The organism is Microbacterium sp. 71-36, from assembly GCF_001898305.1.
Classification (GTDB): domain Bacteria; phylum Actinomycetota; class Actinomycetes; order Actinomycetales; family Microbacteriaceae; genus Microbacterium.
On record NZ_MKTP01000009.1, the window covers coordinates 12,693 to 37,126 of the forward strand.

The window sequence follows — 24,434 nt, forward strand, 5'->3', positions numbered from 1 at the left end:
CGTTCGAGGACAGGACCCTCCGGGGCAGAGGCATCCTGTCTCCGAACGATCTCCTGTTCTCGCGCGGGGTGTCAGCGCGGCGCGAGGTGCAGCCCCTGCGCCATCGCGACCCGGAGTCGGTCGAGCACCGTCGCCGAGTCGAACATCACCTGCGCGTAGTCGAAGCGCACGACGGTGTACCCGCGCAGCACGAGCCGTGCGTCGTGATCGAGGTCACGACGACGGTCTTTCGCGGCGCTGTGGAAGGCGAATCCGTCGAGCTGGACCACGAGCCGTTCGCCGATCAGCCCGTCGACGTCGTGGCCCTCGATACGCACCTGTTGGCGCAGCGGGATGCCGGCGGTGGCCAGGAGCGCGCAGAAGTGGCTCTCGAGCCCCGAGTCCGACAACACCCCGGCGGCGCGAGCCACCCGCGCGGCGCGGGGGGAGCGCCAGACCACGCGCGCCAGGACATCGGGGTGGACCATGCGACGTCGCAGCGCCGATTCCCACACCGCGAGGGCATCGGCGGGCGGAACGCAGGATGCCACGTGGAACAGCACGTTCAGAATGTGCTCGACGGGCTCGATGGGTGCCAGGGGAACGGGGCCGATGGCGCGGTGGAGCCGCACGCCCGTGGCATCCACTCGCGAAGCCGTCGGCGGCACCCAGATGTGGAGATCGCCGGATGACGGCACCCAGAGACCCTGCTCCGCCGCGGCGCTCACACACGTGAGGCGTCCGCTGCGGGCGGCGGCGGCGCGGCGGGACGGGGTGCAGTCCGGATGGATCAACCACGAGCGGCGGACGCGGTCGAGCCTGCCGTCCCGCACCGCGGTGACCATCGCGTGCGGCAGGAAGCCGGCTGCGCGCGCGGTGCGGGTGTGCGCGGCGCCGCCGCGGCGACGGACGAACTCGACCAGGGCGTCACTCATTCCCCCGATGATGCCCACGCGCCCCGCCTCGCGAACGCTGTCACCGCGCACCTCGTGGATGGATCAGGATGCCACCGGGCTGGGGAGAAGCCGTGGCGCCTCGCGCGAGAACAGGAGATCGTTCCGGTACAGGACGCCTCGAGCTGCCGCGGCCCTGTACCGGAACGATCCCCGGCGTTACTCGGCCAGGCCCAGCACGTCCAGCAGCCAGGCCAGCTCGAACGCGCGCTCGCGCCACGCGTTGTAGCGGCCGCTCACGCCGCCGTGCCCGGCGACCATCTCGCACTTCAGCAGTGCGTCGGCGCCGACCTCGCGCAGGCGCTGCACCCACTTGGCGGGCTCGACGTACAGCACGCGGGTGTCGTTGAGCGAGGTCACGGCGAGGATGCGCGGGTACGCCACGCCCTCGCGCACGTTCTCGTACGGCGAGTACGACTTCATGTACGCGTACACCTCGGCGTCGTGCAGCGGGTCGCCCCACTCGTCCCATTCGATGACCGTGAGGGGGAGCGAGGGGTCGAGGATCGTCGTCAGCGCGTCGACGAACGGCACGTCGGCGAGGATCCCGGCGAACAGCTCGGGCGCGAGGTTGGCGACGGCGCCCATCAGCAGCCCGCCGGCGCTCCCGCCCTCGGCGACGAGGCGGTCGGGGGTGGTGTACCCGGATGCCACGAGGTGCCGCGCCACCGCGACGAAATCGGTGAAGGTGTTGCGCTTCGCCTGCAGCTTGCCGTCCTCGTACCACTGGCGACCCATCTCGCCGCCGCCACGGACGTGGGCGACCGCGAAGACGACGCCGCGGTCCAGCAGCGACAGTCGCGGAACCGAGAAGCCGGGCTCGATGGAGTGCTCGTAGGAGCCGTAGCCGTAGAGGTGCACGGGACGCGGCGAGGCGCCGGGCTCGCCGAACGAACGCTTCCACACCAGGGACACGGGCACCTGGGTGCCGTCGTCGGCCGTCGCCCAGGCGCGGGCCTGACCGTAGTCGTCGGGGTCGAAGCCGCCGAGGACGGGCTGACGCTTGCGCAGCAGCAGCTCGCCGGTGTCGATGACGTAGTCGTACACGGTGCCCGGTGTCACGAAAGATCCGTAGCCCACGCGCAGCACGGGGGGAGCCCACTCGGGGTTGCCGCCGGTGCCGACGCTGTACAGCGGCTCGTCGAACGCGATCTCGGACACGGCGTGGTCGGCGTACGACAGCAGGCCGAGGCGTGCGAGGCCGTCGCGACGGTAGGCGACGACACCCCAGTCGCGGAAGGTGTCGACGCCCAGCAGGCGCTCGCCGGGGCGATGGGCGATCACGGTCTCGCGCGGCCCCTGAGGATCGGATGCCGCGACCCGCACCACCTCGAAATCGAGGGCGCCGTCGTTGTGGAGGATGTACAGCACGTCCGCGCCGTCGACGACGGCGTGCTCGACCGAGTACTCCACGCCCTCGCGGCGGGGCCAGACGATCCGGGCCTCGCCCCGCAGGTCATCGGCGTCGAGCAGGCGCTCCTCCGAGGTGATCGAGGACCCCACGCCGATGATCAGGTACCGGTCGCTGCGGGTGAAGTCGGCTCCCACCCAATACCGCTCGTCGGGTTCGTGGAACAGCTGCACGTCGGCATCCACGCCCGTCCCGATCTCGTGCAGCCACACGGTGTCGGGGCGCCATGCGTCGTCGACGGTGGTGTAGACGATGAAGCGGCCGTCGGGCGAGAACGTGGCGCCCGAGAACGTGCCGGGGATCTCGTCGGCGAGCGTCTCACCGGTGACGAGGTCGCGGACGCGGACGGTGTAGCGCTCGTCGCCGGCGACGTCGATGCCGTAGAGCATGCGCGTGCCGTCGTTGGAGACCTCGAAACTCCCGAGGGAGAAGAAGTCGGTGCCCTCGGCCTCGACGTTCCCGTCGAAGAGGACCTGTTCGCCGGGTACGGCGACGTCCGGCGAGAGCTGGGGCGGCGTCCAGTCGTCGGGCGAGGCCAGCGGGGCGCGGCACTGGATGCCGTACTGCGCGCTTGCGACGGTGCGGCCGTAGTACCACCACTCGCCGCGGCGGGCGGGGACGGACAGGTCGGTCTCGAGCGTGCGCCCCTTGATCTCGCCGAAGATCTCGTCGCGGAGGGATGCCAGGTGCTCGGTGCGGGCGTCGGTGTACGCGTTCTCGGCCTCGAGGTGGGCCACGACCTCGGCGTCCTCCTTGGCGCGCAGCCACTCGTACGGGTCGTCGAAGGTGTCACCGTGATGGATGCGCGCCGTGATGCGGCGGGCGGCGACGGGAGGGACGGGGCGGGCGTCGGTGTCGGTCACCACTCCACGGTAGTCGGCTCCCGATGCCGTGGGCGGCTCAGCGTTTGACCAGGATGCATGCCGGTGAAATGATGTCGTCGGCCCCGTGAACCTGGGCCGAATGTCAGGTGAACTCTTCGTTCTCCGCGCCGATCCCGTCGGCATCCTCCTTCCCCCTACGGAAAGCGATCGGTGGAGAGCGCAGCCCTTGTCATCGTGCTGGTCATCGCCCTGGCACTGTTCTTCGATTTCACCAACGGCTTCCACGACACCGCGAACGCGATGGCCACGCCCATCGCCACCGGCGCGCTGAAGCCCAAGGTCGCGGTGCTCCTCGCCGCCAGCCTCAACCTCGTGGGCGCGTTCCTGTCGACGGAGGTCGCCAAGACGATCTCGGGCGGCATGATCCGCGAGGACCAGCTGAGTCCAGACATCTTCCCGCCGATCATCTTCGCCGGCCTCATCGGCGCGATCACCTGGAACATGCTCACGTGGCTGCTGGGGCTGCCCTCCAGCTCGTCGCACGCGTTGTTCGGCGGGCTCATCGGCGCGACGCTCGTGGGCGTCGGGGCATCGGCGATCGACACCGGTGTCGTGCTGAGCAAGGTCATCCTGCCGGCGCTGATCGCTCCGCTGACCGCCGGCATCATCGCCTTCACCGTCACGAAGATCGCCTACGGCATCACACGGCGGTACGACATGAAGGCCGACGGCCGCGACGGCTTCCGGTGGGGGCAGATCTTCACGTCCTCGCTCGTGGCCCTCGCCCACGGCACGAACGACGCGCAGAAGACGATGGGCGTCATCACGCTCGCCCTGATCACCGTCGGCTGGCAGTCATCGTCCGAGACCGACCCGCAGCTGTGGGTGGTCTTCGCGTGCGCCCTCACGATCGCCCTCGGCACGTACATGGGCGGCTGGCGCATCATCCGCACGCTCGGCAAGGGACTGACCGACGTCAAGCCCGCGCAGGGCTTCTCGGCGGAGACGTCCACGGCCGCGACGATCCTGGCATCCAGCGCCCTCGGGTTCGCGCTGTCGACCACGCAGGTCGCGTCGGGATCGGTCATCGGCTCCGGGCTCGGCCGTCGCGGATCGAAGGTGCGCTGGAACACGGTCGGCCGCATCATGGTCGGCTGGGTGCTCACGCTTCCCGCGGCCGGTGCGGTGGGGGCCGCGGCGGCGCTGATCGTGGTGTGGCTGGGCGGCTGGGGCGTGGCGGTCGACGCCGTGATCGCGGTCGTCATCATCCTCGGGCTCTTCCTGCGCTCGCGGCGTGACGAGGTCACCTCCGCGAACGCCATGAGCGAGGTCGCCGATTCGGGGGCGGCGGTGAAGGTGCCGCGCAAGCCGGGCCCCACCCGTCGCCAGCGCCGGCTCGAGCGCGCGCAGGCCGGAAAGGACGACCGCGCATGACCATCGACTGGGAAGCCTTCCTCCACGTCTTCGTGGCCGCGCTCCTGGGAGCCGCGGTCGTCGTGACGTTCTACGCGCTCGGGTTGCGCCTGCTCGTCCGGGGCGGCCGTCCGCCGCTGGTCGCGCCGGCGGAGTTCACGGATGCCATCACGGTGCTCACCGACAAGCAGCGGCGCCGCGCCGAGAAGGCGGTGGCCAAGGCTGCCGCGCGCAATCCGCTGAGCACGGGCCAGAAGCGCGTCGCCCTCGTCGGCGCCTACGCGTGCTTCGTGGTCTGTGCGGCGGCGGTGCTCGGCGCACTGCTCCTGATCCTCTTCCATCACTGACGCACCGTGTCGGACGCCCCTCGTAGGCTGAGGGCATGGCATCGGTGCAGTTCGGTCAGCACGCGCCCGCGCGGCGTGTGATCCTCCATCTCAGTGACACGCACCTGCTGGCCGGCGACCGGCTGTTGGGTGGTCGTTACGACGCCGGCGCGCACCTCCGCCGCACGCTCACGGCGGCCGAGGCGACGGGTGTGCGACCGGATGCCGTGGTGTTCACGGGAGATCTGACCGACCTCGGTGAGCCCGACGCCTACCGTGCGCTCCGAGCCGAGGTCGAGCCGTGGGCGGCGCGTCTGGGCGCGCCGGTCGTGTGGGTCGCCGGCAATCACGACGAGCGTCCCGCCCTGCGCGCGGAGCTGCTCGACGCGGACCCCACCCAAGAACCCGTCACCGGAGTGTGGGACCTGGACGGCCTCCGCCTCATCGCGTTGGACTCGACCGTTCCGGGTTGGCACCACGGCGATCTCGATGCCGCTCAGCTGGAGTGGCTCCGCGCAGAGCTCGCCGAGCCGGCTCCGCTCGGTACGATCCTGGCGCTGCACCACCCGCCGCTGCCGACCCACATCCCGTTCTTCGACATCCTCGAGCTCCGCGACCAGCCGGGCCTGGCGGCGGCGATCGCCGGCAGCGACGTCCGCGCCATCCTCGCGGGACACCTGCACTACTCCACCTCCGGCACCTTCGCGGGCGTTCCCGTGAGCGTCTCCGCGGCGTCCTGCTACACGATGGACCTCGCCGCCCCGTCCGACGAGGTGAACGGCATGGATGCCGGGCAGTCCTTCCACCTGGTCCACGTGTGGGACGACACGATCACGCATGCGGTGGTGCCCGTGGTCGACGCGGAGTCGGCGGGCTACTTCACGCCGGAGTGGGTCGCCCGGATGGCCGACCTCACTCCCGAGGAGCGGCTCGAGGCGTTCTCGCGCAAGCGCTGAACCCGTCCGCGCGGCGCCGCTGTACGCGGGGGAGTGCGGGTGTCCAGCGACAGGCCGTGGTGTCCAGCGACTCCGCTGGTCGCGGTGGTTAGGCTCGGGGGATCCCTGACCGCCGTGACGACCCACGAGGACATCCCCCATGGCTTTGGACGCAATGACGCGCACCCGTATCGAGACCGATTCGCTCGGCTCCCTCGAGATCCCCGCCGATGCCTACTGGGGCATCCACACCGCGCGGGCTCTGGAGAACTTCCCCATCGCGAAGCGACCGATCTCGGTCTACCCCGACCTCGTCCGGGCCCTCGCGATGGTCAAGCAGGCCTCGGCGCGGGCGAACCGGCAGATCGGGGTGCTCGACCCGGCCAAGGCCGATCTCATCGACCGCGCCGCGCAGCGCGTCATCGACGGCGAGTTCCACGACGAGTTCGCCGTGGGGGTCATCCAGGGCGGCGCCGGTACCTCGACGAACATGAACGCCAACGAGGTGATCACCAACATCGCGCTCGAGATGGCGGGGCGCGAGAAGGGCGACTACGCCTTCCTGTCGCCGATCGACGACACCAACCGCAGCCAGTCCACGAACGACGTCTACCCGACCGCGGTGAAGATCGGCCTGTCGCTCACGCTCCGGAGTCTGCTGGAGGAGCTGGGGCTGCTGCGGCAGTCGTTCCTGGCGAAGGCCGAGGAGTTCCACGACGTCCTCAAGGTCGGGCGCACCCAGCTGCAGGATGCCGTGCCGATGACGCTCGGCCAGGAGTTCCACGGTTTCGCCACGACCCTGGGCGAGGACTACAACCGCCTGCAGGAGAACGCGTACCTCATGTTCGAGATCAACATGGGGGCGACGGCGATCGGCACGGGTATCACCGCGCATCCCGACTACGGCCCGTCGGTGCTGCGGCACCTCCGGGAGATCACCGGACTCGACCTCGAGACGGCGACCGACCTCGTGGAGTCCACGAGCGACACCGGCGCCTTCATGTCGTTCTCGGCGTCCCTCAAGCGCAACGCGATCAAGCTCTCGAAGATCTGCAACGACCTGCGGCTGCTCTCCAGCGGACCCCAGGCCGGTCTCGGCGAGATCAACCTGCCGGCTCGCCAGGCGGGCTCGAGCATCATGCCCGGCAAGGTGAACCCCGTGATCCCCGAGGTCGTCAACCAGGTCGCCTTCTCGGTCGTGGGTGCCGACATGACGGTCACCATGGCGGTCGAGGGCGGTCAGCTGCAGCTCAACGCCTTCGAGCCCGTGATCGCCCACTCGATCTTCCAGTCGATCACCTGGATGCGTCAGGCGATGTGGACCCTGCGGGTGAACTGCATCGACGGCATCACCGCCAACCGCGAGCGGCTGGGCGCGATGGTCGGCTCGTCGGTCGGCGTCGTCACCGCCCTGACCCCGTTCATCGGCTACGCGGCGGCCGCGGCGCTCGCCAAGACCGCGCTCCTCACGCATCGCAACGTCGCCGACCTCGTCGTCGAGGCGGGGCTCATGACGCGCGACGAGGTCATGAAGCAGATCTCGCCCGCGCGGCTGTCGGGTCTGCAGGCGATCACCGAGGCGATCCCGGTCATCCGCGCCGCGGACAGCGTCGTCGAGGAGTGACCCGCGCCCGCCCCGGCCGGCTCGGGCGGGCCCCCGCCCCCGCCCGCGAGACTGCATCCGCCTGACATCTCCACTGCACGCTGCAGTGGACTCGTCAGGCGGATGCAGTCTCGGTGCCGGAACGGGGATGCCACGGCCTGAGGCGCCGCGGCCGCGGCCACGCCGGGCTCAGTCGAGGATGCGGCAGTGCGTCGTGAGTTCGCCGATGCCGTCGATGCCGACGGTCACCGTCGACCGGTCGCGGAGGAAGATCTGCGGGTCGCGGGAGTAGCCGGCTCCGCCGGGGCTGCCGGTGGAGATCAGGGTGCCCGGCAGCAGCGTCGCCGACTCGGAGAGCTTGTGGATGAGCGTCGCCACGGACCGCACCATCTGGCCGGTCGATGCGTCCTGCACGGTGTGGCCGTCGACGACGGTCCAGATGTGGAGGTCCTGCGGGTCGGGGATCTCGTCGGCGGTCACGACGAACGGACCCGTCGGCGTGAAGCCGTCGAACGATTTGCAGCGCGACCACTGCGCCTCCGAGAACTGGATGTTGCGCGCGGTGATGTCGTTGACCACCGTGTAGCCCCACACGTGATCGAGCGCGTCCGCCTCCGGGATGTCGCGGCCCGGCCGCCCGATGATCACGCCGAGCTCGGCTTCGTAGTCCACGGCCTCGCTGAGGGCGCGCGGCCACGAGGTCGTCTCGCGGTGCGCCGTGAGGGAGTTCGGCCACAGGACGAACACGGTGGGGCCGGCATCCGTCTTCAGTCCGAGCTCGCCCGAGTGCGCCGCGTAGTTGAGCCCGACGGCGAGGATCGTCGGGGGTGCGAGCACCGCCGATGCGAAGGGCACCCCCTCGAGCGGATGCCGGGGCGCCGACGGTGCGGCCTCGCGCACACGCGCCAGGAGGTCGTCGCCGCCGGCGATGAGCTGCTCGAGGGTCGTGGGAGCGCCGGCGAAGAACCCGTCGACGAACGCGAACTCCTCGCCGTGGACGCTGACGAGGCGAGGGGCATCGGCCGCCTCCGGGGAACGGACGTGGGCGAAACGCATGCCTCCACGCTACCGGGCCGGTCGCCGGGGGAAGCCGTCCGCCGCCCCGGCAACCCGCGGGGGTGTGCGGATCCCCGCCCCTAGGCTGTGCGCATGAGCTACCCCTCGCCGCTGTGGCAGCCCGGGCCGGGCGAGCCCGCCCGCATCTCCGACGCCCCGCCGTCCGCCGTGCCGGCGGCGGGCGTCCCCGCGCGTCCACGGCGGGGCGGAGTGCTCCTGTGGATCGTCGCGGGGCTTCTCGTGCCGGTCCTGGGACTGCTCGTGCTGTACTTCCTGCGGTTCCTCGGGCCCGCGGCATCCATCGTCGGGATGATCCTCGCGGTGGTGCCGTTCGTGATCGTGTGGTTCGCGGTGCGGCTCATCGATCGGTGGGAGCCCGAGCCGCGGCGGCTGCTCGCGTTCGCCGTGGCCTGGGGCGCGATCGCGTCGGTCGCGATCGCCCTCGGCGTGGACGCGCTCCTGGCGTTCCTCACGGGTGGGTGGGGCGATGCGTTCAGCTCGGTCGTGCAGGCTCCGATCGTCGAGGAGGTCGCCAAGGGCCTGGGTCTGCTGCTGCTGTACGTCGGCGCGCGCCGGTCGTTCGACGGGCCGGTGGACGGCATCGTCTACGGCGCCCTCATCGGCGCCGGGTTCGCGTTCACCGAGAACGTGCAGTACTTCGCGGTGAGCTTCATCGAGGGCGGTGCGGTGCAGGTCAGCGGGGTGTTCTTCCTCCGTGCGGTGCTCTCGCCGTTCGCGCACGTCATGTTCACCAGCCTCACCGGTTTCGCGTTCGGTCTCGCTGCCCGGCGGTCGCTCGGCACCGGGGCGGCGTTGCGGTACGCGCTGCCCGGCCTCGTCGGAGCGATCGTGCTCCACGCGCTGTGGAACGGTTCTGCGACCTTCTTCAACTTCTTCGAGCTGTACGCGACGCTGCAGGTGCCGCTGTTCGTGCTGTTCGTCCTCGGTATCCTCGCGCTGCGCCGGGAGGAGGCGCGACTGACGCGGGCACGGCTCGGCGAGTACGCCGCCGCGGGCTGGTTCACCGCGCAGGAGGTCGACATGCTCGCCACGGGCGCCGGACGCCGGTCGTCGGTGGCCTGGGCGCGAGGGCTGCCGGGCGACCGCTCGGCGGTGATGAAGAGCTTCATCCGGGATGCCACGGCGCTCGCCGCCGCGCGCCAGCGGGCCCTCTCCGGCCGCGACGCCACGGCGGCCGCACAGGAGCGTGCGCTGCTCCAGCGCACCACCGCGGCGCGTGCCGCACTGCTGGCCCCCTGACGCCGGGTCTTGACAGGCGCGGGGACCGGGAGCACCATCGATGTAGGCCAACTCAGCGCCCGGGAGACACGCAGGCATCGCCGCGGCACCGGGCGCTGAGTCTTTGTCCAGGGGGTTCGCGGGTGCCCGCCGCGTGCTTGGATGGTGTCATGACTGATCGCACCAAGCCGGAGTTCGACGCTCCCAGCGGCCCCGCCCCCTCCGACCTCGTCATCCGCGACATCATCGTCGGCGACGGCGATGAGGCCAAGCCCGGTGACACCGTCACCGTGCACTACGCCGGTGTCGAGTACGAGTCGGGTGAAGAGTTCGACTCGTCGTGGGGTCGCGGCGAGAGCATCCAGTTCCCGCTCCGCGGCCTGATCCAGGGCTGGCAGGACGGCATCCCGGGCATGAAGGTCGGCGGACGCCGCGAGCTCGTGATCCCGCCGCACCTGGCGTACGGACCCGCCGGCGGCCACTTCCTCGGCGGCAAGACCCTCATCTTCATCATCGACCTGCTCAAGGTGGGCTGACCCGGCGTTTCACCGCCTGTTCACGAACCCGAGGGAGCTCCGGCCCCCTCGGGTTCGTGTTTTTCGGGAATCGTGGAATACATTCGGATGAATGCGAGTTGGACCCCGGCAGGACGCCGTACCGGCTCCCCAGACCTCAAGGAGTGACATGACCGACACGACCACGCTCGAGATCCCCGGCTACAAGCAGGGCACCTGGGTGCTCGACCCCTCGCACAGCGAGGTGACGTTCACCGTCCGCCACATGATGATCTCCAAGGTGCGCGGTACATTCGGCATGAAGAGCGCGACGCTCGTCGCCCCCGAGAACCCGTTCGAGGCCACTGTCGAGGCTTCCGTCGACGTCACGTCCGTCGACACCAAGGACGAGGGACGCGACCAGCACCTGCGTTCGGCCGAGTTCTTCGACACCGAGACCTACCCGACGATGGACTTCCGGTCGACCGGTGTCCGTGTCGAGAACGGCGACTTCCTCGTCGACGGCGAGCTCACCATCCGCGGCGTCAGCAAGCCCGCCACCTTCTCGATCGACTTCGGCGGGTTCGGTACCGACCCGTGGGGCAACTACAAGGCCGGCGCGACCGCCAAGACGGTCATCAACCGTGAGGACTACGGCCTCACCTGGAACGCCGCCCTCGAGACCGGCGGCGTGCTCGTCGGCAAGGACGTCACCATCGAGCTCGACCTGCAGTTCGCCCTCCAGGCCTGATCGATCGACTTCTGCGAGGTCCCGGATGCCACGGCATCCGGGACCTCCGTCGTTGCGGGCCGGATGATCAGGCGCGGATGCGGCGACCGAGACGCACCCGCTCCTGCACCAGGAGGATGCCGAGGAAGACGACGACCGCGCCGGCGGGCTCGTTCCACGTGATCTTCTCGCCGAGCACCGCGATGCCCAGAGCGACGCCGACGACCGGGGTGATGTAGGTCACGGTCGAGGCGCGCGTGGGTCCCCACGCGCGCAGCGTGTTCTGGTTCCACACGTACGCCAGCCCCGTGCCGAGCACGCCGAGTGCGACGATGCTCGCGACGACGGCGGGGGTCGGGTTCATGGGCTCCGCGAGGATCAGCGGCGACAGCAGCAGCATCAGCAATGCCGCGGGCCCGATGTACCCGAACGCGAACGCGATGCCCGACAACCCGGCGTCCCCGAGGAAGCGCCGCATGTACGCGAGGCTGAAGCCGTAGCACGCGGTCGCGCCGAGGAGCGCGAGTTGCGCGACGGTGCTGCCCCCGACGTCGGTGAGGGCGCCCGGGGCGATGATGACGACGACCCCGGCGATGCCCACCGCGATGCCGATCAGCTGTCCCGCGCGCAGGCGCTCGACGCGGAACACAGCCCACGCCATGATCGCCGTCATGATCGGGGTCGTGGCGTTGAAGATGCTCGCCAGCCCCGACGACACGTGCTGCTCCGCCCAGGCGAACAGCAGGAACGGGACCACGCAGAACGTCACGCCGAGGACGCACAGGTGCGCCCAGATCCGGGGGCTGCGCGGGAGCCGTTCCCGTCGCACGGCGACGACGGCCGCCAGAGCGAGCGCGCCGAACAGGAGCCGCCCGCCGGCGACCTGCGCGGGGGTCATGCCGGTGAGGGCGACCGCGATGAAGAGGAAGCTCGACCCCCACACGATGCCGGTCAGGACGAACTGCACCGTGACCGAGACGGGGGAGGGGGAGGAAGTGGATGCCACGTCCCGACCCTAGGCCGGAGGTCGGACACGCGCGCGGGTCCGCGGGTGAGAAGTCCGGAATCCGCCGGTGGTTGGCGCTAGGGCACGGGGTTCAGCGCGTCGTAGTCGCGGAACCGTGGCGAGAAGCGCACGAGCACGCCGACGAGGGCCAGGATCAGGATGCCGCCGAACAGCGGCGGCACCCACAGGGCCGTGAGGGTCGCGAGCGTCCCGGCGTAGAGCGCGCCGACACGGGGGCCGCCGGCCACCACGACGATGAAGATGCCCTGGAGGCGGCCGCGCATGGCATCCGGGACCGCCGCCTGCATCATCGTCGAGCGGTAGATCGCGCTGACGTTGTCGGAGGCGCCGGAGACCGCCAGGACGATCGCCGCGAGCACGATCAGCACGACCGCGCCGGAGTCCTCGCCGGTGTCCGCCGGGCGCATCCATCCGAGCGTGGCGGCCAGCAGGATCACGCCGAACGCCCCGATCGACAGGCCGTAGACCTGAATCGCCCGCTCGATCCCGAGCCCCTGCCGCCGGACACGGCCGACGGGGCCCGAGAACAGGCTCGACAGGAACGCCCCTGCCGCGATGGCGGCGGTGAGGATGCCGGTCGTGATCGCGCCGCCGCCGAGGAGCACGGCACCGATCGCGGGGAACAGGGCGATCGGCTGGCCGAACGTCATCGCGGTGATGTCGAGCAGATACTGCAGGCGGATGTTCGGGGCGCGCCGCAGGAACCGCACGCCGTCGCGGAACGACTCCAGGCCCGGCCGGACGATCTCGCCCTCGGGCCGCAGCCGCGGCAACGACCACAGGCCGAGGAACAGCGAGGTCATCAGCAGCACGTCGAGCGAGTAGGTCCACGCGTAGCCCGCGAACGCGACGAGGACGCCCGCGAGCGCGGGTCCGGCCATCACCATGATCCCGACCGTGACTCCCTGCAGCGCGGCCGCGGCCGGCAGCAGATCGCGGGGGAGGAGACGCGGCGTGATCGCCGAGCGGGTGGCCATGACGATCGAGTTCGCGGCCGAGTTGACGACGCTCAGGACGAAGAGGGATGCCACGTTCTCCATCCCCGTCCAGGCCAGGGCCGCGAGCAGCGCGGTGGACACGAACGTCACGGAGGCGGCGATCAGGGCGACGGTGCGGCGGTCGAAGGCATCCGCGAGCATGCCGCCGTAGAGCCCCGCGAGGACCATCGGGACCAGGCCCGCGACGGCGATCATCGACACCGCGAACGTGCTCTGCGTCAGCTCGAACACGTGCAGCATGACCGCGACGACGGTGAGTTGACCGCCCATGCCCGAGAGCGTCGACCCGATCCACAGGCGGGCGAACGCGGGAGAGGTGGTGAGGGGGCGCAGGTCGATCAGCGCGCTGCCCCGGCTCACTCCCCGACCTCGACGCGCTTGACGCGGGCGGTGTGGCCGCGCAGGATCTCGACGTCGCGCGGGGCGACTCCGAAATGGTCGGCCAGCGCCCGGACGACGCCCGCGTTCGCCGCGCCGTCGGCGGCGCGTTCTCGCACGTGGACGAGAAGGCCGTCGGGTCCGTCCTCGACGAGGGGGCCGCGCCGGCTGCCGGGCTTCACGCGGACGGTGATCTGCACCCGTCGAGGCTACGGCACGGGCGCTCGCCGGGGTTCGTGGGCGGGTGGGTGGCGGCATCCGGATGCTGGTAGACTCATGCGGTTGCCGTTCGATCGGCCGCGGATAAAGAGAGCCCACGCATCAGGCGTCGGGCGCCGCGCAACGAAGAGGAAGGGGATCACCTATGGCACTGGAAGCAGACGTCAAGAAGGCGATCATCGAAGAGTACGCGACGCACCCCGGTGACACCGGATCCCCCGAGGTGCAGGTCGCGATGCTGACGCAGCGCATCAAGGACCTCACCGAGCACCTCAAGGCACACAAGCACGACCACCACTCGCGCCGTGGCCTGTTCCTGCTCGTCGGTCAGCGCCGCCGCCTGCTGGGTTACCTGCAGGAGGTCGACATCAACCGTTACCGCTCGCTCATCGAGCGTCTCGGTCTGCGTCGCTAATCGCACCAGCGTTCAATCGCGCAAAACATTCTTGGAAGGCCGCCCCACGGTGTGGGGCGGCCTTCGTCATTCCCCGCCGCGCCGGGGCGCGGCGTTGCGGCGCCGGGGTTGCGGCGTGGGGGCGTGGTGTTGCGGCGCCGTGTCGTGGCATCCACCGATAAACGCGATCCGCGACGAGAAACAAGACGTCGTCGCGTTTCTCACCGTGGATAGCGTTTATCGCGGAGGTAGCGGCATTGTGCGCTGCGGGGCGCGAAGGGCGTGGCGCGCGGGACGTGGCGCCGGATGCGCCGGTCAGGATGCCGCGCGGGCGGCGACCAGATCGGGATGCCAGCGCTCGGCGACGTCGGGATGGGCGCGCAGGCGCGACTTGAGGGCGTTCTCGCCGTACGTGGCGTGGATCGGGTTCGCGGGGTCCTGGGAGACGCCGCGGGCTTCGGCGGCGAACTCCGCGGGCAGGTCGATGATCGGGAGCACCGCGTCGAGTGCGGGGTTGAAGAAGAACGGCACCGAGATGCGCTCGTCGGGGAACTTCGGTGAGATCACGCGGTGGTTCGTCGCCGTGAGATACCCCTGGGTGGCGTACTCGAGCAGCTCGCCGATGTTCACGACGAAGGCGCCGGGAACCGGCGGCGCGTCGACCCACTCGCCGTCGCGGAGCACCTGCAGCCCGCCCTTGCCCGGCTCGACCCACAGCAGAGTGAGGAATCCGGAGTCCTTGTGGGCGCCGACGCCCTGCTGGGGCGTCGGGTCGTCCTTGCCGGGGTACCGCACGATCTTGATGAGCGTCTGCGGATCGCCGAAGTGGCGGTCGAAGTACTCTTCCTCGGCGCCGAGGGAGAGCGCCCACGCGCGCAGGAGCTTGCGCGCGATGCCGGTGAGGTGGTCGTGCCACTCGCCCACGACGTCCTGGAGCTCGGGCTGGGCCGCCGGCCACAGGTTGGGTCCGACGAGCCGGTTGTAGCCGGGGCCGTCGGGGTCGTCCCTACGCCCACTCCCCGCGTCGCTGTCGCGCCGCGGCGAGCCTCCGGGCGTGGGGGCCCAGATGGCTTCGCGCTCGGGTCCGATGTCGATCTGCTCGCGCCAGTCGACGCGACCCTGGGTCAGCTCGCCGCCGACCCGCGTGTACCCGCGGAAGTGGGGGCTCGTGACGTTCTCGATCGCCAGTTTCTCCGCCTCCGGCAGCGCGAAGAAGTCTTTCGCCGCGCGGAGGAGGCGAGCCTCCAGATCGGGGCTGATCCCGGTGCCGGTGAGGTAGAAGAAGCCCACATCGCGGGTGGCGGTGCGCAGTTCGTCGCGGAATCGGGCGGCGGACTCCGGCCCCTGGTCGAGGAGCGAGAGGTCGAGGATCGGGAGGTTCAGCTCGGACATGAACAGAGGCTAAGTCGGGTCTGCGGCGCGACGGCGAATGTTGCCGACGGTTACCGGCGCGTGGGCGGTGTCGGTGTGCGGGTGCGGTGCGAGGCGGTCGCGGCGTCTGAACCGCGGCGGATTCCCCCGGTCAGGCGGTTGTTTCCCGCGTCGAAGAGAATGTGACGCCGTAACCCCGAGGAGTGTTGGATGCCGCGAACCCCGCTGATCGGCGGGGGTGTCCCTCCGCCTGGTGGGGTGCGAGAAGGCCGCCGTATTGCGTAATGTGTCTGAGTCAGGTGAGGCTGCCCTTACCTACCCGCACCGCCGCGGTCCTCTCCGAATCCCGAAAGTCGGTGTCCGCCCGTGCTCGCGTCCTTCTTCGCTCCGTTCCTCATCGGACTGCGTGAGGGGCTGGAGGCTGCGCTCGTCGTCGGCATCCTCGTCGCCTACCTCACCAAGCTCGGACGCCGTGACGCCCTGCCGCGCCTCTGGGTCGGCGTGGGGCTCGCCATCGCACTGGCGGTCGCGATCGGTGCCGTGTTCACGTTCGGCGCCTACGCCCTGACGTTCGAGGCGCAGGAGCTGATCGGTGGGGGGCTCTCGCTGCTGGCCGTGGCGATGGTCACCTGGATGATCTTCTGGATGCAGAAGGCCGGCCGCTCGCTCAAGGCGGGTCTCGAGGGCGGAATCGACCGGGCGCTCCGCGGCGGGGTCTGGGCGCTCGTCGTCATCGGCTTCGTCTCTGTGGCTCGCGAAGGCGTGGAGACGACCCTGCTGCTGTGGTCGATGGTGCAGGGCTTCGGCGACAAGCCCGTCGCCCTGATCGGGGCGCTCGTGGGACTCGTGACCGCCGCCGTGCTCGGTTGGCTGATCGCGCGCGGCATGCTGCGCCTGAACCTCGGACGCTTCTTCACCTGGACCGGCGGGTTCCTCATCATCGTCGCGGCGGGGGTGCTCGCGTACGCGTTCCACGATCTGCAGGAGGCGGGTGCGCTCCCCGGCCCCTTCGGCGCCGGCGCCCCGATCGATCCGTCCACCGGTGCCGTCGCCGTCGGCTGGGTGGGCTTCCCCTTCGGGTGGGCGTTCGACGTCTCCGGCGCCCTCGCGCCCGACAGCACCCTCGCGGTGCTGCTGCAGGCGACGGTCGGATTCATGCCCCAGATGACGTGGCTGCAGGTCATCGCGTGGGTCGTCTACGTCGCCGTCGTCGTCCCCCTGTTCGTCCGCGGTGTCCGGGCGGGGCGCCGCCCCACCGCGGTTCCGCCCGCCGGTGCACCCGCGCCCGCCGGTGCACCCGCGCCCGCCGCGACCCCGACTCCGGCTGCCGCGCCCGCCGTGGCATCCGCCGCCCATCCGAACGGAGCATCATGAACCCGACTCGCCTCCTCGCGGCCACGGCCGCGGCCGGCGCGGCCGTCCTCGTCCTCTCCGGTTGCGTCGCCAAGACCGACGCCGCCGCCACCGGTGCCCTCACCGTCACGTCGACGGCCGACGGCTGCGACGTCTCCGCGGCGACCGCGACGAGCGGCACGCTCGCGTTCGACGTGGTGAACAAGGGCGATCAGACCACCGAGTTCTATCTGCTCGCCTCCGACGGTCTGCGCATCGTCGGTGAGGTCGAGAACGTCGCCCCCGGCGCCTCGCGCAGCCTGACCGTGACGGCGCAGCCGGGCGACTACTTCACGCTGTGCAAGCCCGGCATGGTGGGCGACGGAGTGGGCAAGGCCGCGTTCACGGTCACCGGTGACGCGGTCGCCGTGGACGGCGTGGATGCCGAACAGAAGCAGCAGGCGATCGACCTGTACGCCGCGTTCGTCAAGGATCAGGTCGGTCAGCTGCTGCCCGCCGTGCAGACTTTCACCGCGGCGTACGAGTCCGGCGATGACGCGGCGGCGCAGCAGCAGTACCCGCGTGTCCGCGCGTTCTACGAGCGCATCGAACCGATCGCCGAGGCGCTCGGCGATCTCGATCCGCGCATCGACTACCGCGAGGTCGACGCGGCGGCCGAGGGCCTGACCTGGACCGGTTTCCACCGGATCGAGAAGGACCTGTGGGTCCCCGCGCAGGACGCGCTCAACGCCGACGGCGAGACCCCCGCGTGGAAGGACTGGGCGCCGTCGACGTCCGCCGAGCGTGCGACGTACGGCCAGACCCTCGTCGCGGACACGCAGGAGCTGTACGACTACGTCCACTCCGACGCGTTCGAGCAGGCGCTCACCGACCAGGGCGTCGCCGGGATCTCCAACGGTGCCATCGCCCTCCTCGACGAGGTCGCCACCGGAAAGATCAGCGGTGAAGAGGACTGGTGGTCGCACACCGATCTGTACGACTTCGCCGCGAACGTCGAGGGCTCGAAGATGGCCTTCTCGCTCGTGCGCGATTTCGCCGAGTCCAAGGGGGACAAGGGTGCGTCCCTCGTCACGCGGATCGACACCGGGTACGCCGACCTCGAGGCCGCGCTGGCGGCCTACGGCTCGGCGGACGCGGGCTTCGCGCCGTACACGCAGCTCACGGACGAGGACAAGCGTCAGCTCACCGACCTCATCAACGCCCTCGCCGAGCCGCTCTCGCAGCTCACCGTGACCGTCCTGGAGTGACGATGGGGCAGGAGCAGACCGAGATGGATGCCAGGGGCGCGGCCGACGGCTCCGTACCCGGCGGCGTCTCCCGTCGCGACCTGATCGGTCTCGCGATCGGCGCGAGCGCCACGAGTCTCGTGGTCGGCGCGGGTGCGGGACTCGTCGGCGGTGCGGCCTACGGCCAGACGCAGGCGCGGCAGGCCATGGATGCCGTGGCCCCGGCCTCCGGCATCCATCAAGCGGGGATCACCACCCCGGTGCAGGAGCATCTGCACTTCGCGGCCTACGACATGATGGCCCGGACCACGCGTGACGACCTCGCGTCGCTGCTCGCGGACTGGACCTACGCGGCCACGCGGATGATGCAGGGCCTCGAGGTGAGCGCGACGGGTGCGGTCGGCGGTTCGCCCGAGGCGCCGCCGGACGACACCGGCGAGGCTCTCGGCCTCCCGGCGAGCAACCTGACGATCACGTTCGGGTTCGGTCCCTCGCTGTTCGACGACCGGTTCGGTCTCGCCGCGCAGCGTCCCGCCGGACTCGAGCGGCTGCCCGCGTTCCTCGGCGACGACCTCGACCCGGAGCGTTCCGACGGGGATCTCTGCATCCAGGCGTGCGCCGACGACCCGCAGGTCGCCGTGCACGCGATCCGCAACCTCAGCCGCATCGCCTTCGGGCGCGCGAGCATCCGCTGGTCTCAGTTGGGGTTCGGTCGCACCTCCAAGACCACGAGCGACCAGTCCACCCCCCGCAATCTCTTCGGATACAAGGACGGCACCGCGAACATCCTCGCGAACGACGCGGCGGCTCTGGAAGAGAACGTCTGGGTCCCGGCATCCGAGGGTCCCGCGTGGCTCGCGGGCGGGTCGTACCTCGTCGCGCGCCGCATCGCGATGCTCATCGAGACATGGGACCGCACCCGGCTCGCCGAGCAGGACCGGGTGGTGGGGCGCGACAAGGCGCAGGGGGCGCCGCTCTCGGGCGGCGATGAGTTCTCGGCGCCGGACTTCGCCGCGACGGATGCCGCGGGCAAGCCCCGCATCGACGCGCGGAGCCACGTGCGCCTGGCGCACCCCGACATGAACAACGGCATCCGGATCCTGCGTCGCGGCTACAACTTCGTCGACGGCACCACCGATCTCGGACGGCTGAACGCGGGCCTGTTCTTCCTGTCGTTCCAGCGCAGCCCCGACCGCTACATCACCCTCCAGCGGGCGCTCGCGACCGACGCCATGGGGGAGTACCTGAAGCACGTCGGCTCGGGCCTGTGGGCGGTTCCCCCCGCTCCGGCGGCGGGTGCGTCGATCGGCGCGGGGCTGCTCGGCTCCTGAGCCGCAGCGCGTCCCGCCCCCGCCCGCCCCGCCCGGCGTCACGCCCTCCCCGATCCCGCGATAAACGCTTCTCGCGACGAGACATGGTCCCTCCCGGCGTGTCTCGTCGCGCGGAGCGTTTCTCGGCGTGCGCGGAACGATCGGCCCCGCGGGAATAGATCTCGCGGTCCTGCGTTTCACGATGTATATTCAGATGCATACAAAAAGGAGGGGCATCGTGAACGAGACGAACAACTGGCCCGGGATGCAGTTCGGTGTCATGACGGTGAGCGACATCACCCAGGACCCGACCACGGGCAAGACCCCGAGCGAGGCCCAGCGCATCAAGGACACGCTCACGATCGCGAAGCACACCGAAGAGGTGGGTCTCGACGTCTTCGCCCTGGGTGAGCACCACAACCCGCCGTTCTGGTCGTCGTCGCCGACCACGACGCTCGCCTACATCGCGGCCCAGACCGAGCGCCTGATCCTCACGACCTCCACGACCCTCATTACCACGAACGACCCGGTGAAGATCGCCGAAGACTTCGCGATGCTGCAGCACGTGTCGGGCGGACGCGCCGACCTCATGCTCGGCCGTGGCAACACCGGCCCGGTGTACCCCTGGTTCGGCAAGGACATCCGTCAGGGCCTGCCGCTGACCATCGAGAACTACGACCTGCTCCACAAGCTGTGGCGCGAGGACGTCGTCGACTGGGAGGGCAAGTTCCGCACCCCGCTGCAGGGCTTCACCTCGACACCGCGTCCGCTGGACGGCGTTCCCCCGTTCGTGTGGCACGGCTCGATCCGCACGCCCGAGATCGCCGAGCAGGCCGCCTTCTACGGCAACGGCTTCTTCGCCAACAACATCTTCTGGCCCAAGGAGCACTACCAGCGCCTGATCATGCTGTACCGCGAGCGCTTCGCCCACTACGGACACGGCACGCCCCAGCAGGCGATCGTCGGCCTCGGCGGCCAGGTGTTCATGCGGACCAACTCGCAGGATGCCGTGAAGGAGTTCCGTCCCTACTTCGACAACGCCCCGGTCTACGGTCACGGCCCGAGCCTCGAGGACTTCAGCGAGATGACCCCGCTGACCGTCGGCTCGCCGCAGCAGATCATCGACCGGTACGCCGCGATGCGCGAGACGTTCGGCGACTACCAGCGCCAGCTGTTCCTCATCGACCACGCGGGACTTCCCACCAAGACGGTGCTCGAGCAGCTCGACATCCTCGGTGGCGAGGTCGTGCCCGTGCTCCGCAAGGAGCTGCAGAAGAAACGTCCCGCCGAGGTGCCCGACGCGCCCACGCACGCCAACCTCGTCGAGAAGATCTACGCGGGCGCCGCGCCGCGCCAGGCCGTGCCCGGTGCGAACCGCGGTGACAACATGGTCGCCGGCAGCCCCTACCAGGACGCCCCGGCCAAGGCCGGCAGCTCCTTCGGTGCCGCCGCGACGCGAGTGGGGGCCTGACATGACCGCCCGCCGTATCGCGGTCGTGACCGCGGGGCTGTCCACGCCGTCCTCGACGCGCATGCTCGGTGACCGGCTCGCCCACGCGGCGCTCGCCGAACTCCGCGCGCGGGGGATCGACGCCACGAGCGACGTGTTCGAGCTGCGCGATTTCGCGCACGACCTGACCGACAACCTGCTGACGGGGTTCGCCCCGCCCGCCCTCGAGCAGATGATCAACTCCGTGGTCTCGGCCGACGGCCTGATCGTCGTGACGCCGATCTTCTCGACGAGCTACTCGGGACTGTTCAAGTCGTTCATCGACGTGCTCGACCCGCAGGCCCTGAGCGGGACGCCGGTCCTGCTCGGGGCGAACGCGGGCACCGCCCGGCACTCCCTCGCGATCGACTACGCGATCCGTCCGCTGTTCACCTACCTGCACGCGAATCCCGTCCCGACCGGCGTGTTCGCGGCATCCAGTGACTGGGGATCCAACGCCGACGAGGTCGCCCCGCTCGGCGCCCGCGTCGATCGGGCCGCGCGCGAGTTCGCCGATGCGATCGCCGCGCGGGAGCCCGTACAGGATGCCGATCCCTTCGACCCCGCGTCGTACCTCGGCGCCGGGAAGTCCTTCGGTCACCTCCTCGGCGGTCTCGCCGGCGAGTGACCCGCCTCGACGCCCCGCTCTCCTTCGGGAGGGCGGGGCTTCGTGCTGCGCGGGCGCGGTGGCGGATCCTCGGTGATCCGCCCACCCTCATCCCGATTCCGCGCTGCGGCGCTCACTTCGCGCGGATCGCTGAGGTCGTGCAGGGGAGCGGGGCCGACGTCGCGCCGATCGGCGACGTCGCGCGGCGGCCCTAGGGTGAGGGCATGGATGCCGAGCAGTGGGACGAGCGCTATCGCGCCTCCGTCGGAGGGGTGTGGGCGAGCGAGCCGCCCGCCGTCGTGCGGGAGATCGCGGGCGCTCTGACGCCCGCCACGGCGATCGACGTGGCCACCGGCGACGGGCGGACGGCGCTGTGGCTCTCCGCGCGCGGCTGGGACGTCACCGGTATCGACTTCTCGGCCGAGGCCCTGGCCATCGCGGCGGCCCGCCCCGGCGGCGACGCGGTGTCGTGGGTCCGCGCGGATGTCCACGCGTGGGAGCCGGTGGCATCCGTCGATCTCGTGGTGTCCTGCTACCTGCACCTCGCCGACAACGCCGCCGCGATCGCCCGCATCGCCGAGTGGGTGGCGGTCGACGGGACGCTCGTCGTCGTCGGGCACGACGTCGAGAACATCGCCGCCGGGGGCCACGGACCGTCCGACCCGGCGATCCTCTACACCCCCGAGTTGCTGCGCGGCGCCCTCGACGACCGGTTCCGCATCGAGCGCTGTGAGCGTGTCGTCCGCGGCACCGGCGACGCGGAGCTGCGCGGCGGACATACGCACGCCGCGATCGACACGCTGCTGCACGCGGTGCGCGTGCGCTGAGGCCCCGGCGGGTCAGAGCACGATGTCGTCGGCATCGCGCAGCTCGCGGGCGCCCGCCGGTCGCACGCCCGGTCGCGCGGGCACATCGGCGCCGGCGAGTTCACCGACGTCGATCCGCGCCTCCGCCGCGATGTCGCGGATCGGCACCTGGAACGTGCGGAACGCGCCGAGCGGCGGCACCCGCAGCCCCTGCCGCGTGTCGACGAGCGCCGTCTGGTCGAGTACGAACCCCGCGGCGGAGAGGCCCGCGGCCGAGCGCCAGGCCGCGATCTTCCAGAACCGCAGCGGCACGCGGATTCCGCGGTAGGGCGGATCGTCGGGATCGAGCACCGGTGCGGTGAACACCGCGAGCCGCTGGTCGGTGCTCTCGGCGTAGGCGAGGACGTGGTCCTCCAGCCCCAGCCACAGCTCCTTGGACTGGTTGAAGCCGGCGGCTTGCGGCGCGGCGTTGGGGTAGAAGAACGTCGCGGCCGTGGCATCCCGAGCCTCCGCCGGAGTTCCCCACCCGGGGTCGCGTCGGCGCACCAGGTGCCCGCGGTCGAGGTCGTTGTCGGCGTACACAGCCGGACCGGCCTGGGCCTCGACGGGAACCCGCGGGTCGAGGCGCCACTCGCCCGAGCGCGGGAGGTCCTGCACGGTGGACCCGTCGATCACGACGCCCGTGACCGCGGCGAACCGCCGCACCGGATCGAGCAGGACGGAGAACCGCGGGTAGTCGAGCCGGGTCGTCGGGGCGGCGGGCGAGGGGAGGGGCAGGGGGATGCCGAGGAAGTCGGGGTCGAAACCGTCGCTCATCGCCCCATCGTGCCCGGGCCCTCCGACATCGCGACAGACTGGGGCCATGGAACGGTGGGTGAAGACCCGGGACGACGCCCCCGCCGGGTTCTTCGCGGCGGAGGCGGCGGGACTGGCGTGGCTCGCCGGCGCGCACGGCGTCCGCACCGCCGGGGTGTTCGAGAACGCGCCGACGCACATCGTCCTCGAGCGCGTGACGACCGTGCGCCCGACCCCGGTCGCCGCGGAGGAATTCGGTGCCGCGCTCGCCGCGACCCACGACGCCGGTGCCCCCGCCTTCGGCGCACCGCCGCCCGGATGGGCGGGCGACATCTTCATCGGCCGTCGGACGCAGCCGGCGCGTCCCGAGCCGACGTGGGGCGCCTTCTACGCCGCACAGCGCGTCGCGCCGTTCCTCGCCCCGGCCGTCGCAGCGGGGAACCTCTCGGCATCCGCGGCCGAGATCGTCCGGCGGGCGTGCGCGCTCATCGCGCGCGGGGCCTTCGACGACGATGACGCCCCGGCGCGTCTCCACGGCGACCTGTGGTCCGGCAACGTCCTGTGGTCGGCCGCGGGCGTCGTGCTCATCGACCCCGCGGCGCACGGCGGCCACCGGGAGACCGACCTCGCGATGCTGGCCCTCTTCGGCTGCCCGTTCCTCGACCGGATCCTCGCGGCGTACGACCTTCGGCATCCGCTCCGTCCGGGCTGGCGCGAGCGCGTACCCGTGCATCAGCTGCATCCCCTCGCGGTGCACGCGGCGGGACACGGCCCGGCCTACGGAGACGAACTCGTGGATGCCGCGGAGCGCACGCTCGCGCTCGTCTGAGGCCGCGGGCTACGACGCCAGGTCGCGCGCCGCCCGACGTCGCGCCCGCCGGGCGAGCGCGAGGTCGATGCCCACCCCGATCCCCACGGCGACCACGATCGACACGATCACCGCGACCACCGGTCCGCCCGGCACGAGCGCGGCGACCACCGCGCCGATCACCGCCTGGTAGGCGGCCCACGCCACCGCGGCGACCGCCGCGACCCCGAGGTACCGCGCCGGATTCACCCGTGCCGCCCCCGCCGCGAGGTTGACCGCGAGGCGGGCGAACGGGACGAAGCGCGCCGTGAACAGCACCACCGCGGCGTTGCGTTCGAGTCGCGCCCGCGCCCACTCCAGAGCGGCACGGACGCGCGGTCCGCGCATCCACGCCCAGCGTTCCACCCCGACGGCGCGTCCCACCAGGTAGCAGCACAGGTCGCCGCAGAAGGCCGCCGCACCCGCGACGAGGATGACCGCGACCAGCGGGGGAGTGCCGTTCGCCACCGCCAGCGCGCCGAACGCCGTGACGGCCGCCTCGCCCGGGATCACCACCAGGAACGCGTCCGCGAACACGAGCGCGGCCATGGCCGGCAGCGCCCACGGGCTCGCCGCGATCAGCCCGAGCCACGCATCGATCCCGTCCATCACGTCACTCTCCGTCGCGGATCGAGACGGGATGCCGACCGA

The 24,434-nt window shown here is 71.0% G+C and carries 24 protein-coding genes; 15 read left to right on the plus strand and 9 right to left on the minus strand.

Annotated features, from left to right (window positions below):
• Window positions 1-71: 71 nt before the first annotated feature.
• Window positions 72-914 (minus strand): endonuclease domain-containing protein, encoded by an 843-nt coding sequence (locus tag BGO45_RS16150; RefSeq protein WP_292696183.1) that lies wholly within the window; start codon window positions 912-914, stop codon window positions 72-74.
• A gap of 177 nt (window positions 915-1,091) precedes the next feature.
• A complete protein-coding gene (locus tag BGO45_RS16155; protein ID WP_292696185.1) occupies window positions 1,092-3,206 on the minus strand; it encodes a S9 family peptidase in 2,115 nt (704 codons plus the stop codon).
• A gap of 171 nt (window positions 3,207-3,377) precedes the next feature.
• On the opposite strand from BGO45_RS16155, the gene BGO45_RS16160 reads away from it, so the two are divergent.
• The 4 genes from BGO45_RS16160 (at window position 3,378) to BGO45_RS16175 (ending at window position 7,465) form a co-directional block, all read left to right on the plus strand.
• Window positions 3,378-4,601, plus strand: a complete 1,224-nt coding sequence (locus BGO45_RS16160) for an inorganic phosphate transporter (RefSeq protein WP_292696188.1) — start codon at window positions 3,378-3,380, stop codon at window positions 4,599-4,601.
• Window positions 4,598-4,927: a peptidase gene (locus tag BGO45_RS16165; protein ID WP_292696191.1), complete on the plus strand. Its 330-nt coding sequence runs from the start codon at window positions 4,598-4,600 to the stop codon at window positions 4,925-4,927. The genes BGO45_RS16160 and BGO45_RS16165 overlap by 4 nt, the downstream gene beginning before the upstream one ends.
• Window positions 4,928-4,962: 35 nt before the next feature.
• Entirely contained in the window at window positions 4,963-5,862 is a 900-nt protein-coding gene (locus BGO45_RS16170; protein ID WP_292696194.1) for a phosphodiesterase, read from the plus strand.
• 139 nt (window positions 5,863-6,001) lie between these two features.
• A complete protein-coding gene (locus BGO45_RS16175; protein ID WP_292696197.1) occupies window positions 6,002-7,465 on the plus strand; it encodes an aspartate ammonia-lyase in 1,464 nt (487 codons plus the stop codon).
• A 168-nt stretch (window positions 7,466-7,633) separates the two neighbouring features.
• Here the strand turns inward: BGO45_RS16175 and BGO45_RS16180 are convergent, their stop codons facing one another.
• Window positions 7,634-8,500, minus strand: coding sequence for a fumarylacetoacetate hydrolase family protein (locus tag BGO45_RS16180; protein ID WP_292696200.1), 867 nt, complete (start codon window positions 8,498-8,500; stop codon window positions 7,634-7,636).
• Window positions 8,501-8,593: 93 nt separating this feature from the next.
• Between BGO45_RS16180 and BGO45_RS16185 the strand changes: the two genes are divergently transcribed.
• The 3 genes from BGO45_RS16185 (at window position 8,594) to BGO45_RS16195 (ending at window position 10,984) form a co-directional block, all read left to right on the plus strand.
• The gene (locus BGO45_RS16185) at window positions 8,594-9,760 is read left to right on the plus strand and encodes a PrsW family intramembrane metalloprotease (RefSeq protein ID WP_292696203.1); all 1,167 of its coding nucleotides are present in this window, start codon (window positions 8,594-8,596) and stop codon (window positions 9,758-9,760) included.
• Window positions 9,761-9,909: 149 nt separating this feature from the next.
• Window positions 9,910-10,275, plus strand: coding sequence for an FKBP-type peptidyl-prolyl cis-trans isomerase (locus tag BGO45_RS16190; RefSeq protein ID WP_013583439.1), 366 nt, complete (start codon window positions 9,910-9,912; stop codon window positions 10,273-10,275).
• Between the two features lie 148 nt (window positions 10,276-10,423).
• Window positions 10,424-10,984 carry a YceI family protein gene (locus BGO45_RS16195; RefSeq protein WP_292696213.1) on the plus strand — a complete coding sequence of 187 codons (561 nt, stop codon included), beginning with the start codon at window positions 10,424-10,426 and terminating at the stop codon, window positions 10,982-10,984.
• Window positions 10,985-11,051: 67 nt separating this feature from the next.
• Here BGO45_RS16195 and BGO45_RS16200 read toward each other — a convergent pair whose 3' ends face one another.
• The 3 genes from BGO45_RS16200 to BGO45_RS16210 all read right to left on the minus strand — a co-directional run bounded on the left by BGO45_RS16200 (window position 11,052) and on the right by BGO45_RS16210 (window position 13,566).
• Entirely contained in the window at window positions 11,052-11,969 is a 918-nt protein-coding gene (locus BGO45_RS16200; protein WP_292696215.1) for a DMT family transporter, read from the minus strand.
• 77 nt (window positions 11,970-12,046) lie between these two features.
• Window positions 12,047-13,348, minus strand: coding sequence for an MFS transporter (locus tag BGO45_RS16205; protein WP_292696217.1), 1,302 nt, complete (start codon window positions 13,346-13,348; stop codon window positions 12,047-12,049).
• Complete coding sequence (locus BGO45_RS16210; RefSeq protein WP_292696219.1) at window positions 13,345-13,566, minus strand: DUF167 domain-containing protein; 222 nt, start codon at window positions 13,564-13,566, stop codon at window positions 13,345-13,347. Before BGO45_RS16210 ends, BGO45_RS16205 begins: the two co-directional genes overlap by 4 nt.
• A 164-nt stretch (window positions 13,567-13,730) precedes the next feature.
• On the opposite strand from BGO45_RS16210, the gene rpsO reads away from it, so the two are divergent.
• Window positions 13,731-14,000 carry a 30S ribosomal protein S15 gene (rpsO, locus tag BGO45_RS16215; RefSeq protein ID WP_058598104.1) on the plus strand — a complete coding sequence of 90 codons (270 nt, stop codon included), beginning with the start codon at window positions 13,731-13,733 and terminating at the stop codon, window positions 13,998-14,000.
• Between the two features lie 294 nt (window positions 14,001-14,294).
• On the opposite strand, the gene BGO45_RS16220 is transcribed toward rpsO, so the two are convergent.
• Window positions 14,295-15,371, minus strand: a complete 1,077-nt coding sequence (locus tag BGO45_RS16220) for a 2-oxoglutarate and iron-dependent oxygenase domain-containing protein (RefSeq protein ID WP_292696225.1) — start codon at window positions 15,369-15,371, stop codon at window positions 14,295-14,297.
• 345 nt (window positions 15,372-15,716) lie between these two features.
• Here BGO45_RS16220 and efeU point away from each other — a divergent pair, with 345 nt between their 5' ends.
• From efeU to BGO45_RS16250, 6 genes are all read left to right on the plus strand, one after another.
• Complete coding sequence (gene efeU / locus BGO45_RS16225) at window positions 15,717-16,724, plus strand: iron uptake transporter permease EfeU (RefSeq protein ID WP_292696226.1); 1,008 nt, start codon at window positions 15,717-15,719, stop codon at window positions 16,722-16,724.
• Entirely contained in the window at window positions 16,721-17,950 is a 1,230-nt protein-coding gene (gene efeO / locus BGO45_RS16230; RefSeq protein WP_292696227.1) for an iron uptake system protein EfeO, read from the plus strand. The genes efeU and efeO overlap by 4 nt, the downstream gene beginning before the upstream one ends.
• A gap of 2 nt (window positions 17,951-17,952) precedes the next feature.
• Window positions 17,953-19,260, plus strand: a complete 1,308-nt coding sequence (gene efeB, locus BGO45_RS16235; protein ID WP_292696337.1) for an iron uptake transporter deferrochelatase/peroxidase subunit — start codon at window positions 17,953-17,955, stop codon at window positions 19,258-19,260.
• A 244-nt stretch (window positions 19,261-19,504) separates the two neighbouring features.
• A complete protein-coding gene (locus BGO45_RS16240) occupies window positions 19,505-20,710 on the plus strand; it encodes an LLM class flavin-dependent oxidoreductase (RefSeq protein ID WP_292696339.1) in 1,206 nt (401 codons plus the stop codon).
• 1 nt (window position 20,711) lies between these two features.
• On the plus strand, window positions 20,712-21,356 hold the full coding sequence (locus tag BGO45_RS16245; protein WP_076490858.1) for a CE1759 family FMN reductase: 645 nt from the start codon (window positions 20,712-20,714) through the stop codon (window positions 21,354-21,356).
• 203 nt (window positions 21,357-21,559) lie between these two features.
• Window positions 21,560-22,162, plus strand: a complete 603-nt coding sequence (locus BGO45_RS16250; RefSeq protein ID WP_292696229.1) for a bifunctional 2-polyprenyl-6-hydroxyphenol methylase/3-demethylubiquinol 3-O-methyltransferase UbiG — start codon at window positions 21,560-21,562, stop codon at window positions 22,160-22,162.
• 12 nt (window positions 22,163-22,174) lie between these two features.
• On the opposite strand, the gene BGO45_RS16255 is transcribed toward BGO45_RS16250, so the two are convergent.
• Window positions 22,175-22,957 (minus strand): DNA/RNA non-specific endonuclease, encoded by a 783-nt coding sequence (locus BGO45_RS16255; protein WP_292696231.1) that lies wholly within the window; start codon window positions 22,955-22,957, stop codon window positions 22,175-22,177.
• Between the two features lie 46 nt (window positions 22,958-23,003).
• Between BGO45_RS16255 and BGO45_RS16260 the strand changes: the two genes are divergently transcribed.
• The gene (locus BGO45_RS16260) at window positions 23,004-23,765 is read left to right on the plus strand and encodes a fructosamine kinase family protein (RefSeq protein WP_292696233.1); all 762 of its coding nucleotides are present in this window, start codon (window positions 23,004-23,006) and stop codon (window positions 23,763-23,765) included.
• A gap of 9 nt (window positions 23,766-23,774) precedes the next feature.
• Here BGO45_RS16260 and BGO45_RS16265 read toward each other — a convergent pair whose 3' ends face one another.
• Window positions 23,775-24,392 (minus strand): VTT domain-containing protein, encoded by a 618-nt coding sequence (locus tag BGO45_RS16265; protein ID WP_292696235.1) that lies wholly within the window; start codon window positions 24,390-24,392, stop codon window positions 23,775-23,777.
• Window positions 24,393-24,434 lie beyond the last annotated feature (42 nt).